Annotated in this window: 16 protein-coding genes; 7 read left to right on the top strand and 9 right to left on the bottom strand. The window is 31.8% G+C overall.

Going from position 1 to position 13312, the window contains the following annotated elements; translation table 11 throughout:
- Positions 1-109 precede the first annotated feature (109 nt).
- Genes ABI549_RS01280 through ABI549_RS01250 form a run of 7 tightly spaced genes read right to left on the bottom strand, consistent with a single transcriptional unit; the run spans position 110 to position 4307 of the window.
- A complete protein-coding gene (locus tag ABI549_RS01280) occupies positions 110-733 on the bottom strand; it encodes a hypothetical protein (RefSeq protein ID WP_348074636.1) in 624 nt (207 codons plus the stop codon).
- Positions 726-1301, bottom strand: a complete 576-nt coding sequence (gene gmk / locus ABI549_RS01275; RefSeq protein ID WP_348074635.1) for a guanylate kinase — start codon at positions 1299-1301, stop codon at positions 726-728. Before gmk ends, ABI549_RS01280 begins: the two co-directional genes overlap by 8 nt.
- A gap of 22 nt (positions 1302-1323) precedes the next feature.
- Entirely contained in the window at positions 1324-1821 is a 498-nt protein-coding gene (locus ABI549_RS01270; RefSeq protein WP_348074634.1) for a MepB family protein, read from the bottom strand.
- Positions 1822-1848: 27 nt separating this feature from the next.
- Entirely contained in the window at positions 1849-2709 is an 861-nt protein-coding gene (locus tag ABI549_RS01265; protein WP_348074633.1) for a YicC/YloC family endoribonuclease, read from the bottom strand.
- A 59-nt stretch (positions 2710-2768) separates the two neighbouring features.
- A complete protein-coding gene (locus ABI549_RS01260) occupies positions 2769-3077 on the bottom strand; it encodes a hypothetical protein (protein WP_348074632.1) in 309 nt (102 codons plus the stop codon).
- Positions 3077-3958, bottom strand: a complete 882-nt coding sequence (locus ABI549_RS01255; RefSeq protein WP_348074631.1) for a DMT family transporter — start codon at positions 3956-3958, stop codon at positions 3077-3079. The genes ABI549_RS01260 and ABI549_RS01255 overlap by 1 nt, the downstream gene beginning before the upstream one ends.
- On the bottom strand, positions 3951-4307 hold the full coding sequence (locus ABI549_RS01250) for an ArsC/Spx/MgsR family protein (protein ID WP_348074630.1): 357 nt from the start codon (positions 4305-4307) through the stop codon (positions 3951-3953). The genes ABI549_RS01255 and ABI549_RS01250 overlap by 8 nt, the downstream gene beginning before the upstream one ends.
- Before the next feature lie 123 nt (positions 4308-4430).
- Between ABI549_RS01250 and ABI549_RS01245 the strand changes: the two genes are divergently transcribed.
- From ABI549_RS01245 to ABI549_RS01215, 7 genes are all read left to right on the top strand, one after another.
- Positions 4431-4868, top strand: a complete 438-nt coding sequence (locus ABI549_RS01245) for an acyl-CoA thioesterase (RefSeq protein ID WP_348074629.1) — start codon at positions 4431-4433, stop codon at positions 4866-4868.
- A 12-nt stretch (positions 4869-4880) separates the two neighbouring features.
- Positions 4881-5336: a DinB family protein gene (locus tag ABI549_RS01240; RefSeq protein WP_348074628.1), complete on the top strand. Its 456-nt coding sequence runs from the start codon at positions 4881-4883 to the stop codon at positions 5334-5336.
- 145 nt (positions 5337-5481) lie between these two features.
- On the top strand, positions 5482-6630 hold the full coding sequence (locus ABI549_RS01235; protein WP_348074627.1) for a cystathionine gamma-synthase: 1149 nt from the start codon (positions 5482-5484) through the stop codon (positions 6628-6630).
- A 239-nt stretch (positions 6631-6869) separates the two neighbouring features.
- Positions 6870-8003, top strand: a complete 1134-nt coding sequence (locus ABI549_RS01230; protein WP_348074690.1) for an Mrp/NBP35 family ATP-binding protein — start codon at positions 6870-6872, stop codon at positions 8001-8003.
- A 77-nt stretch (positions 8004-8080) separates the two neighbouring features.
- Positions 8081-8320, top strand: a complete 240-nt coding sequence (locus ABI549_RS01225) for a NifU family protein (RefSeq protein WP_348074626.1) — start codon at positions 8081-8083, stop codon at positions 8318-8320.
- A 189-nt stretch (positions 8321-8509) separates the two neighbouring features.
- The gene (locus ABI549_RS01220; protein ID WP_348074625.1) at positions 8510-9565 is read left to right on the top strand and encodes an NAD(P)/FAD-dependent oxidoreductase; all 1056 of its coding nucleotides are present in this window, start codon (positions 8510-8512) and stop codon (positions 9563-9565) included.
- Entirely contained in the window at positions 9566-10129 is a 564-nt protein-coding gene (locus ABI549_RS01215) for a ferritin-like domain-containing protein (protein WP_348074624.1), read from the top strand. It begins immediately after the preceding gene.
- Between the two features lie 4 nt (positions 10130-10133).
- Here the strand turns inward: ABI549_RS01215 and ABI549_RS01210 are convergent, their stop codons facing one another.
- Together ABI549_RS01210 and ABI549_RS01205 are read right to left on the bottom strand one after the other, a co-directional pair.
- Positions 10134-11000 (bottom strand): DMT family transporter, encoded by an 867-nt coding sequence (locus tag ABI549_RS01210; RefSeq protein WP_348074623.1) that lies wholly within the window; start codon positions 10998-11000, stop codon positions 10134-10136.
- Between the two features lie 80 nt (positions 11001-11080).
- Positions 11081-13255, bottom strand: a complete 2175-nt coding sequence (locus ABI549_RS01205; protein ID WP_348074622.1) for a carboxy terminal-processing peptidase — start codon at positions 13253-13255, stop codon at positions 11081-11083.
- Positions 13256-13312 lie beyond the last annotated feature (57 nt).

The following is a 13312-nucleotide window of genomic DNA, read 5'->3' as shown; positions in this document are numbered from 1 at the left end:
TTAAATCGATGCAAATTTACAAAAACAAATATGACAAATCAATGAACAAATGTTATAATTTATCATTTTTGGGATATAAACACTTTGAAAAATAGATTGATGAGCTTATTTAAAAAATAAATTCTTCATTGCTAATGCTTGATTTTGTATTTGATTTTTTAAGTTTTTCTATTAAAATTTTATTTTGAATATAACTTTCATAACTGCAATTTCTGTCAAAACATAGAATATAATTTACAGTAATTAAAGTACTAAAATTTTTTTCTAATTCTGATTTTTTCACCAAAACCTTACTTATAAAAAGCTCGTTTTTTTTATTAAAAAAAATAATGACACCAGATTTAGGTTTTGTATCGAAGTAATAATGTGTGTTTGTGAATGGGAAAAAAGCCAAACTCTTTTTTATATCATTGCTGTAAGAATAATAATTTTCGCTTTCTTCATTTTTGTGAGCACTACTATTCTTTTTTTCTTGTAGTTTAATAATTTCTGGAACGATTAATTTTAGAGGCAAGCGTTTGTCAATATTAAAAATCCAGTTTGTAGTGCTAATTGTATTCTTTCTGTTTACTTCTGCTATCGTGTCTTTATTGTCGGTTTTAAAGAATATATAAACTGGAGAATGATCTTTTACATCCAAAACTATAGTGGTGTCTGCTAGAGGCAAAAATATTTTTTTGTCATTGCAGGATAATACTAGAAAGGCTAATACAAAAAGCAGTAATTTATTCATCTTTTAGAAAGTTTTTTACTAATTGATAGGCTTCTTCTTTAGCTACATCTAAATCGTAATTTTTAATAATTTCATCAAATTGTGGAGCAGTTGCTAGCTCTACATGTGCTTTTGCGATACGCATATTTATTTTATCATCACTTTCTGTCGAGCGTTGTTTTAAACGTCTTTTCAGTTCATCAACACTTGGTGGTTTTACAAAAACGGCCAATGTTTCTTGAGGAAATTTTGATTTAATTCGCAATCCGCCAGAAACATCAATATCAAAAATGACATTTTTTCCTTTGGCCCAAATGCGTTCTACTTCGCTTCGAAGTGTTCCGTAATAATTATCGGTATAAACCTCTTCCCATTCTACAAATTCTTCGGCTTTAATGTGTTGTTTGAATTTTTCCCAAGAGATAAAATAGTAATCCTTACCGTCTATTTCTTCTCCTCTTGGTTCACGGGTTGCGCACGAAATAGAAAACTCTAGGTTTAAATCTTCTTGTTTTAATAAATGCCTAACTATGGTTGTTTTTCCAGATCCTGAAGGGGCTGAGAATACGAGCAATTTTCCTTTGTCCATTATTATATTTTTATTTACTTTTCTATTGAAAATAAAGTTTTTTTGCTTGATTTATATTTATTGTTTTATCTAAAGGAATCTCTAAAAAATAAGTCAATTGCCATTTTTGCGTTTTTTGAGCCTGTTTGTTTTCTGTTTTGTCCCAAGGAGGATAAACTCGAATAGCTCTCTTTCCTTCTTTTTTATTTGAGACAATCCCTTGTTCTATTAAAACTGATTTTGGAAATACAAATTGACCAAATCGTTTTTCTGTTTTTACCGTTATTACAAATAAATCAATATTATCAGTGATTTCGAAAGGTTCAATTGGATTTTTTTCTTTTGCCCGTTTCCATAAAGTTACAAATTGACCAACTTTGGTTGGCGTAATTTTTGCTTGACGGAACAAGATTTTTAGATTATTAATCTCAAATCGATGTGCAGCGTATTCTGCACTTTCTTTTTCTTTTTCAATATTTGATAATTCAAAATTGCATAGATTGTAAAGTAAGTTTTTGGTATGAATTAAAATGGAGTTCATATAAATAAAAATCTTTTATATATTTCTTTAAAGCACATTCAAAACCTGTTCCTTAATTTTTTCCAATTCATCTTTCATCATCACCACTAGTTTTTGCATTCCAGCATGGTTGGATTTAGAACCCAATGTATTTATTTCTCTTCCCATTTCTTGCGTAATGAATCCTAATTTTCTTCCATTCGCTTCACTTCCGTTGATTGTTTCAAGAAAATAATCTAAATGGTTGTTTAGGCGAACTCTTTCTTCAGTTACATCTAGTTTTTCTAGATAATAAATAAGTTCTTGCTCGAATCTGTTTTCATCAACATTTACTTTTAGTTCCATAATGGCTGTTTGTAATTTGTCTTTAATGTTCTGAATTCTTTCTGGATCTAACGCAATAGCTTCATTCAAATATTGACGGATGTTTGCTATTCGTAACGAAAATTCTTTTTCTAACGATAATCCTTCCGCTTGACGGAAATTTAGGATATTATGTAACGCTTCAACGATTACTTTCTGAATTTCTGTCCATTCGTTTTCGTCTATTTCGTCACGTTCTGTTTTTAAAGCATCCGGCATTCTGACAGCCATTTTCATGAGCTCGGTTTCATCAGCATCAGCTAAAATAGCACGCATTTGGCTGATGTATGCTTTTACGATTGGCGCATTTACTTTAGTTGATGTTTCTTCGCCAGTAACTTCAATAAACAAAGAAAAATCGATTTTTCCTCGTTCTAATTGTTGTGCAATTTGGTTGCGTAAACCCAATTCCATCTCACGGTAAACGGATGGCATTCTTGTATTTAAATCTAAACCTTTACTGTTTAAAGATTTTACTTCAACTGTTATTTTTTTGGTTGGTAATTGCAAAGAAGCTTTCCCAAAACCAGTCATGGATTGTATCATATGTTTTTATAAAGATTCCAAAGATAATGAAATTAAAAGTTTTGGCGTAAATTCTTAAATTATCCTTTAAATCGCCAAAATTTAGAAATACTTCCATCTGAAGATTTAAGTGTCATAATTCCTTTTGAGAAGGTAACTTTAGCTTCATAAATATAATCAGAGTAATAAATTTTTATTGTATTGTTACTGTATGTGTATTTATAAGTTGTAAAATCATCAACATAATAAATTGTTTTATTGTTTATTTTAAATGTGGCATTTTCTGTAGATTTATTAGTCCATATGCCTTTTATGGTGTCATTTTTTTTCTGTTGAAAAGAAAATAATAATATCGTGGATACTAAAATTATAATATATTTAAATTTCATTATTTCTTCTTCTGTGTTACTAGATAAACTCCTGAAAAAATCAATATTGCCGAGCCAATTTTAACAAGGGTCAATTCGTCTTTTCCTAATCCAATAGCAAATATAGTTGCAAATAATGGTTGTAAATAAATGAAAACAGCTACTGTTGTAGGTTTGAGCTCTTTCATCGAAAGTAAATTCAATAAATAAGTAAAGAAAGTCGAAAATAAAACTACAAAACCTATTTTCCAAAAAATATCTATAGGTATAACAGACCAGTTTACGTCTTGAAATTCATTATATCCGAAAGGTAAAACCATTACAAAACCAAATAAATAAATCCATTTTACAAATGAAAGCGCCTTGTATTTATCCATTAGTTTTTTAACAATAATAAGATAAAATCCATAAGAAACAGCGTTGATAAAAACCAATAGATTTCCCAAGCCTGCTTTTGGCGCATTATTCATCGATTTTCCATATAAAATGAGGAATAATGTTCCTGCTAATCCTAATATTATACCTAGGATTTTTTTTGTTTTCATTCTTTCTTTTATCAAAATGGCAGACAGAATAAGAACAATCATAGGCGTTGTAACCATGATTACAGCTCCCATAATAGGCGAAGTGTAACTTAATCCTTTAAAAAAAGTTAGCATATTGAGTGCGACACCAAAAAAAGCAGCAGCGATAATTCTAGGAAAATCTGCTTTCTCGATTTTTTCTGTTTTAATAAATAAAGAAATAATCCAAAAAAGCACAGTTGTTCCGCCAACACGAAGTAAAATAAAGCCAAAAGCATCTATATATTTTGGCATAACATCTTTAGCAATTGTAAAAGTTACACCATATATTATAGAAACGATTGTTGCGCCAATAATGGCGAGATTTCTTTTAGACACTTGTCATAGCTTTCGTTAATTTCAGAATATTGGGTTGTGTATTACCAATATAAATTTCATTATTAAGAATAATAACTGGGCGACTCAAAAAGGTATAATGTTCTAAAAGATATTTTTTATAATCATCTTCGGTAAGATTTTTGTTTTTTAAATCCATCGATTTATATAATTGGGCTTTCTTACTAAAAAGCGCTTCGTAGCTTCCTGAAAGTTTGTACATTTCTGCTAAATCTGCTTCCGAAATAGGATTCTGACGAATATCAATGTATGTTAATTTATCCGCATTGGGTAAGGTTTTTATTATTTTTCGGCATGTGTCACAAGAAGCGAGGTAATATATTTTGTTCATTATTTGAGTATTTATCAATTTCATTTGCAAAAATACGGTTTTCATCAAAATAGATTCAATTTAAATGCAATCGAAGTACAGATATTAATTTTTCTAAGTATTTTTGAATAAATTTTATAAGAAATGAGTGTTTTTACAAAAGAAATATCCATTCGTTGGTCGGATTTAGACCCGAATTTTCATATGCGTCATAGCGTATTTTACGATTTTGGTGCCCAACACCGTATTGAGATTCTGGAGCAACAGGGTGTAACCATGAAAATCATGCAGAAACAGCATTTTGGACCAATAATCTTTCGAGAAGAATGTGTATTCCGAAAAGAAATTCGTTTGGGCGATACAATTTTAATCAGTACCAAAGTAGGAAAGTTGAAAGAAGATGCTTCTCGATGGACCATTATTCACGAGCTAAAAAATGATGAAGGAGTAATTTGTGCAACTCTAACCATTGATGGCGCTTGGATGGACACACATCTGAGAAAATTAGCGCAACCAACACCGCTAATTGTTCAGCAAGTCATGAATTCATTTCCAAAAACAGAGGATTTTATAATTTTATAAAAAAATAAACACATGCAAACAACTTTTGAAATTAACCTATCTAGTAGAAATTTGTTGTTACAATTTCTAGAAAACCATTCTTTAGAACAATTAAATAAAATTCCAGAAGGATTTGCCAACAATCTCATTTGGAATATTGGTCACATCGTAACTGTACAACAAATGTTAGTTTATAAATTGTCAGGTTTGCCTATGATGATTTCGGACGAAATGGTCGAAACTTATAAAAAAGGAACAAAACCAGAGCATAATATTTCACAAGATGAAGTAAATACAATTAAAAAATTACTTTTTTCTACTTTAGAACAAACAAAAGAAGATTTTGCAAACAATCTTTTCGAAGATTATATGGAGTTTACAACAGGAGTCGGATTTACAGTAAAAAGTGCAAAAGACGCAACAGAATTCAATAATTATCACGAGGCGTTACATACAGGAATTATGATGCAGATTAAGAAATTTATTTAGGAGCTAATCCTGCTATTCGTTTCAATCTTTTCTTTTTTAAAGGAAAAAAGAAAAGGATTTTCACTACTATCAGGGCTAAAAAATCGTTAAACTTCCTAATTTTCCTAAGAATAAAAAGTAAATTTGCCATTCAAAAATTAATACAATGAAATTCAATACAAAAGTTATACACGGTGGTCAGCACCACGACCCGAGTACAGGAGCGGTGATGCCTCCAGTTTATCAAACATCAACCTTTGTGCAAACCAGTCCAGGACAACCATTAAATCCTGATTACGAATATTCTCGAGCTGCAAATCCAACAAGATCCGCGCTAGAAAACGCCTTAGCAAGTATCGAAAACGGAACACGTGGATTGGCTTTTTCTTCAGGTTTAGCTGCCACAGATTGTGTTTTGCGTTCGTTTAAAGCAGGTGACGAAATTATCGCAATGGATGATTTGTATGGTGGAACGTATAGAATGTTTACGCGTATTTATGCAAATTCTGGAATCAAATTTCATTTTGTAGATATGAATGATTTGGCAAAATTCGAATCATTAATCAACGAAAACACAAAATTAGTTTGGGTAGAAACACCAACCAATCCATTAATGAAAATCGCTGATATTGCCGAGATAGCAAAAATCACAAAAAAACATAAAATCCTTTTTGCAGTCGATAATACTTTTGCAACACCATATTTGCAGAAACCCTTAGATTTAGGAGCGGATATCGTGATGCATTCGGCAACTAAATATTTAGGCGGACATTCTGATGTTATTGCAGGAGCATTAATCGTAAAAGATGAAGAACTGGGAAGTCAATTGCATTTTCAGCAATTTGCAACAGGAGCAACATTGGGACCAATGGATAGTTTTTTAGTACTTAGAGGTATAAAAACATTACACCTTCGCGTGCAACGTCATTGTGAAAATGGAACAAAAATTGCTGAATTTTTGTTGAATCATCCTAAAGTTGAAAAAGTGTATTATCCAGGATTGCCTTCGCATCCTTATCATGATATTGCAAAAAAGCAAATGATTGGTGGTTTTGGCGGAATGGTAACTTTCACATTCAAATCAGGTAAAAAAGAAGATGCTATTTTATTTCTAGAAAAAGTAAAAGTTTTTACATTGGCAGAATCTCTTGGTGGTGTTGAATCATTAGCAAACCATCCGGCCCTGATGACACACGCTTCAATTCCTGAAGATAAAAGAAAAGAAATCGGAATTACTGACGATTTAGTAAGACTAAGTGTTGGTGTAGAAGATGCTGAAGATTTAATAGAAGATTTGAAACAAGCATTATCGTAAAACATTACTATTCATAAAATTATAAAATGCCGAGATTTTACAATCTCGGCATTTTTTTTACAAATAAACACTTTCAAAAGAAATCGTAGATTTGATATTCTATTTCTAATTAGTTACTTTAAATATGTAAAAAATAGTTGCAAATCTAAAACTTTACAATGCGATTACTTTGTCATATTACAACTTCTTCACTATCTTTGTAATCTAAAATGAGTCTTAATAAAGACAAGAGATGCAATATGAAATTAGATAGAAAAGAAATACTCAAAGCTTTAGAAACCATTTCTATAGCAGGCGAAGGAAAAAACATGGTCGAAAGTGGCGCAGTAACTAATGTAATCACTTTTGGTGACGAAGTAGTGGTCGATTTAGTCCTTTCTACACCGGCGATGCACATCAAAAAACGTGCAGAAGACGATATTCGAAAATTAATACAAGATACTTTTTTGGCTACTGCCAAAGTAAAAGTAAATATCAAGGTAGAAACACCTGAAAAAGCAAACGAAATAAAAGGGAAAGCCATTCCTGGAATCAAAAATATTATTGCTGTAGCTTCAGGAAAAGGAGGCGTAGGAAAATCGACCGTTACTGCAAACTTAGCCGTAACATTAGCTAAAATGGGTTTTAAAGTTGGTGTTTTAGATGCCGATATTTACGGACCAAGTATGCCAATCATGTTCGATGTAGAAAACAAAAAACCTATTTCTATTGAAGTTGATGGGAAATCTAAAATGAAACCTGTCGAAAGTTTTGAAGTTAAAATTTTATCCATCGGATTTTTTACAGCACCAAGTCAAGCCGTTATCTGGCGTGGACCAATGGCTGCAAAAGCATTAAATCAAATGATTTTTGACGCCGCTTGGGGAAAACTTGATTTTATGTTAATCGATTTACCACCAGGAACGGGAGATATCCATTTATCAATTATGCAATCGTTGCCAATAACTGGAGCAGTTGTAGTAAGCACGCCACAAGCAGTAGCATTAGCCGATGCAAAAAAAGGAGTTTCTATGTTCTTGTCAGACAGCATCAATGTGCCTGTTTTAGGAATTATCGAAAATATGGCTTATTTTACACCAGAAGAGTTACCTAACAACAAATATTATATCTTCGGAAACGGAGGCGCAAAAAACCTTGCAGAAGATTTACAAGTACCTTTTTTGGGAGAAATACCATTGGTACAAAGTATTCGCGAAGCAGGAGATTATGGTCGCCCAGCAGCATTGCAAACCGCATCAATAATCGAAAATATTTTTGAAGAAGTAACTAGGAATGTAGTACGAGAAACTGTAGCTAGAAACGAAAAATTACCCGTTACCGAAGCAATTAAAATAACTACAATGGCTGGTTGTAGCGCAGTAAATAAAAAATAGATTATTCGATTTTCAGATTGTTCGATTATGGTATTTTTGAACAATCCAAAAATCTAAAAATCCAAAAATCTAAAAAAATGACACCAGAAGAATTAACATTAAACGTAGAAAAAGCATTAGAAGAAATCAGACCTTTTTTGAATTCTGACGGTGGTGATATTGCATTAGTTTCGATTGAAGACTCTAAACACGTTAAAGTTCGACTAGAAGGCGCTTGCACTTCTTGTAGCGTAAGCCAAATGACAATGCGTGCTGGTGTAGAAACTACTATAAAAAAATATGCACCACAAATAGAAACTGTGGTCAATGTAGCATAAATAACGATGGCATGACCCAGTATAAAAAACTGGGTCGGGCTTGTCCATATCTTTTTTTCGTTCTTCAAAAAAGGATACCGCCTCTGCCCCTCACGCAAATCAAATCCATAAATGATAAAAATCATAAAATAGAAGTTTTCATTTCAAGACCTTTACCACTTAAATGAATAAACTTTTTACCTTAAACAAATGATTGAAACAGATATACTAATAATCGGAGCAGGTCCAACTGGACTTTTTACAGTATTTGAAGCAGGACTTCTCAAATTAAAATGTCATATAATCGATGGACTTCCACAACCTGGCGGACAACTAACAGAATTATATCCTAAAAAACCAATTTTCGATATTCCAGGCTATCCATCAGTTTTAGCAGGTGATTTAGTTGTTAATTTAATGGAGCAGATTAAGCAATTTCAACCAGGTTTTACACTTAACGAAACTGCTGAAACTATTGATAAATTGGAAGACGGAACATTTATAGTAACTTCTAACAAAGGAACGAAACATCATGCCAATTCTGTTGCTATCGCAGGAGGATTAGGAAGTTTTGAACCTAGAAAACCTATTCTAAAAGATATAGATTTTTACGAAAATGATAGAGGCGTGGAATATTTTGTAAAAGATCCTGAAAAATTTCGCGATAAGAAAGTAGTGATTTCTGGCGGAGGAGATTCTGCCTTAGACTGGAGTATTTTCTTGTCTAACGTAGCTTCCGAAGTAACATTAGTACATCGTAGAAACGAATTTCGCGGTGCTTTAGATTCGGTAGAAAAAGTACAGGAATTAAAATCGGCAGGAAAAATAAAACTAGTAACTCCAGGTGAGGTCATAGGATTTAGCGGTTCCGAAAGAATACAATCGGTAGATATTCAAGTGGGTACAGCCCGTACGACAGTTCCTTGTGATTATTTTATTCCACTTTTTGGTCTTACACCAAAACTGGGAGCTATTGCAAACTGGGGATTAGATATTGAAAAAAATGCCATCAAAGTAAATAATGCTTTAGATTATCAGACCAACATCGAAGGGATTTATGCTATAGGCGACGTAAATACGTATCCTGGAAAATTAAAATTAATTCTTTGCGGTTTTCACGAAGCAACTCTTATGGTTCAAAGTGTTTATCAGCGCATGAATCCAGGGAAAAAATACGTCCTAAAATATACTACTGTTTCAGGAATTGATGGTTTCGACGGAACTAGAAAAGAAGCAGAGAAACAAGTCGTAAAATCTATTGAGTAAATGACATTAAATCATCCAGAGTTAATCGATTTACTAAAAAAAGCTTATTCTGCGGAGAAAGCTGCAGCATTTGCTTATCAAGGCCATGCCGCTTCGGTAAAAGATGAAACAGAGAAAAAAGAAATTCGCCAAATAGAAATTGACGAATGGTTGCATCGTAAGGAAGTGCTACAAATCATGAACGATTTTGATATTTCAATTTCAAAATACTATGAATTAAAGTTTTATATCATTGGCAAAGTAATCTCTGCAAGTTGTCATATTATAGGCTGGTTTATGCCTTTTTATTTTGCTGGAAGATTAGAAAGTGGAAATGTTTGCGAGTATTTCAGAATAAGACAGTACTTTAATTCTCTTAAAATAAGTGATTATGATGAGCTGCTTTACGATATGGGAATAAAAGAAAAGGAACATGAAATTTACTTTTTAGAAAAAATAAAAAACAATAAATTTCTACCATACTACGAAAAATATTTTTCTTGGGGCAACACTCAAAGTTTCAACAATATTGATTTAGAGAAAAAATATCCTTTCGAAAATTCAGATCATTATTGCAAAAAATAATGTTTTACTTTCTAGTGGCCAAATAAACGCCTATTAAAATTACAAAAGCACCCAAAAACTGCAACGGATTAAGCATTTCTCCGTCAAGAATTCCCCAACTCATGGCCACAATTGGAATAAAATAGGTTACCGATGAAGCCGTTAATGGTGATGTTATTTGTACCAATTGAAAATACAAAATATTAGCAACCCCAGTTCCAAGCATGCCCAGCACTATAACAAACAATGCTGAATGCTGAACAGCTGTTTGTGTCATTACATTTGTGAAACCAGTACTAAATAAAATAATAATTGCTGGGATTAATAATACCGCGAAATTTCCCGTTGTAATACTTAATGGACTAATATCAGATAAATATTTTTTGATTAAATTTACATTCAAAGCGTAACAAATGGTAGCAACAACAACTAAAGTTGTACAAAAATAATTATTCTGACCGTGTGCCGAATTTCCATTAACCACTAATATAAAACATCCGCTAAGTCCTAAAACAACTCCTGTTATTTGATTTCTTCTGAAAGAAAAACCAAAAGCCAATGCACCTAAAATCATTGTATATAATGGTGTTAAGGAATTTAAAATCCCACTAACAGAACTTTTTATACCTGTTTGTGCATAAGCAAATAAGAAAACAGGAAGAAATGTGCCTAGAAAGGATGTTAAGACTATAAACTTCCATTTGATAACAGGAATTTTAGCCAAGCTTTTAAACCCTACAGTAAATAAAAAAATAGCCGCAAAAATGATACGTAAAGAACCTAACTGATAAGGATTTAATCCGACTAAACCTCTTTTCATTAGTATAAAAGAACTTCCCCAAATAAGCGAAAGTGTAATTAGTAAAATCCATTTATTATCTTTAAGTTTCATAAATCTATATTCTCACTAAACTAAAACGCTCCAGAATTTTTAATTTTCCGGAGCGTAATTATAAATTATAATTCTATTTATTATGATTTAGCCAACTTATCTTTTCTGTTTTTAATAGTAAGACCTTTTGTAATAATCATTGGTTTCTTTATATCTCCAAGTACATTTATAGCTTCTTCAACATAAGCGTCTTTAGATAAACTTTCGTGCCAATCTTTCCTTTTTTGACCTAATAATGAATCTTTTTTAATAAGCTCCATTTCTTGAGGTAGAGAAGAGAATTTAAGCTGATTTTGAAATTTAGTAATCGCTTTAAATTTTTTGGTTGCCTCTTCAATTACAGCTTGGTCATTTCTAAATTTATTAATGTTCAGGCTAACTATATTATCTTCTTTTCTATCATTTATCCATTTTGCATTTTCATCAATTAATTTGAATTGCATATTTTCTGATATTCTTTTTTGACTATTAGCAACTACAGTTTCAAAATTATTTATAGATTTTACAGGCTCATAATTTGCTTGATCTATTTTATCCCATGGCATAGCATTTTCTACGTCACGCTCTCCTATTTTTATATAAGAATAACGATCTGGAGTTTGAATGTCGCTAGAGACACCTTCAAGTTGTGTAGAACCACCGTTTATTCTATAAAATTTTTGAGTAGTCGTTTTTAATGCTCCAAAATCTCCCATACTAGGACTATTACGAACAAACTGATTTAAATCGATTACATTTTGCACTGTTCCTTTTCCGTATGATTGTTTACTACCTATAATTATACCTCTTTTATAATCTTGTATTGCAGCAGCGAATATTTCTGAGGCTGAAGCCGAAAAATTATTAATCATTACAACGAGCGGCCCGTCCCATTGCACGCTCGAATCATGATCAGAAAGAACTTCTTTCTTTCCTTTAGCTGATTTTATTTGTACAACCGGTCCTTCTTTTATAAATAAACCTGTAATATCTACAACAGTTTTTAAAGATCCCCCACCGTTATCACGTAAATCCATAACGATACCTTGTACTCCATATTTTTTTAGTCTCTCAACTTCAATGGCAACGTCTTTTGCTGCATCACGATTGTCATTATTCTCGAAATCGATATAAAATTTAGGCAAATAAATTACTCCATACTTTACTCCATTTTTCTCCACGACACTAGATTTAGCATAAGTTTCTTCAATTTCTACTATATCTCTTATAATTGAAATTACAACTATTGAACCATCAACTTTTTTAACTGTAAGTTTTACTTCAGTTCCTTTTGGCCCTTTTATTTTTTTTACCACATCATCAAGCCTCATTCCAGTAACATCTACAGCTTCGCTATTTCCTTGTGCAACTTTAAGGATTAAATCTCCCTGTTCTAATTCCTTTCCTCGCCAAGCTGGTCCGCCAGAAATTAATTCGGAAATTTCTGTGAAATCATTTGTTTTTTGCAAACGTGCTCCAATCCCCTCTAACTTACCACTCATACTTACATCAAACTTTTCTTTCTCGTCTGGTGCAAAATAATAAGTATGTGGATCAAATTGGGTAACTATCGCATTTACATAAGCCACGAACCAATCATCTTCATTAGACTCTTTTATAAAATCGAAATAGTCTTTTAATGTTTTTTGTGTTGTTTCTCTTGCTGATTTCTCTAATTGCGAAAAAGTTTTGGCAACATATTTAGGGTTTTTTTCTTTTTTTGAAGCTTCTATTTTTTCTTTTTCCACTACAGTAGCTAATATAGAAAGTTTCATTTGCAATCTCCATCTATTTTTTAGCTCTGAATAATTTTTAGCAAAAGCATTTTTATCAGAATCTAAATTAATAGTTTCATCGGCCTTAAAATCATACGGTTTTTCGTTTAGTGACTTATACACCACTTCAACTTCTCTCATACGTTTTTGCAAACGATCATACGTTAATTTAAAAAAAGTTAAATCACGATCATGAATCATATCATCTATCTGATTTTCATAAATCTTAAACTCATCAATATCTGATTGTACAAAAAACCTTTTAGAAGGATCTAATGCATCGAGATAATCTTTATAAACACCTTTAGAAAATTTATCATCTATAACGGCAGGATCATAATGACCTTTTTCTATAACAAATGTTATAAGATCTAAAAGCATTTTGTCTTTCTCCGGATCATTTTCTTTCTTTGGCATAAAACTCCACAAAGTAGCGGAGATAGCAAGAACAGCTAAAATTATTTTATAATTTCTTTTCATAAAGTTCAAAATTGCATTCATAAATATTTAACTAAAGTACATAAAAAACCATGCCACAATAACAATTACCACATAATT

The sequence above is a fragment of the Flavobacterium sp. genome, from assembly GCF_039932285.1.
In the GTDB taxonomy this organism is placed as follows: Bacteria; Bacteroidota; Bacteroidia; order Flavobacteriales; family Flavobacteriaceae; genus Flavobacterium.
Note: the sequence above shows the minus strand (reverse complement) of the source record. Positions and strands in the feature narration are given on the sequence as shown.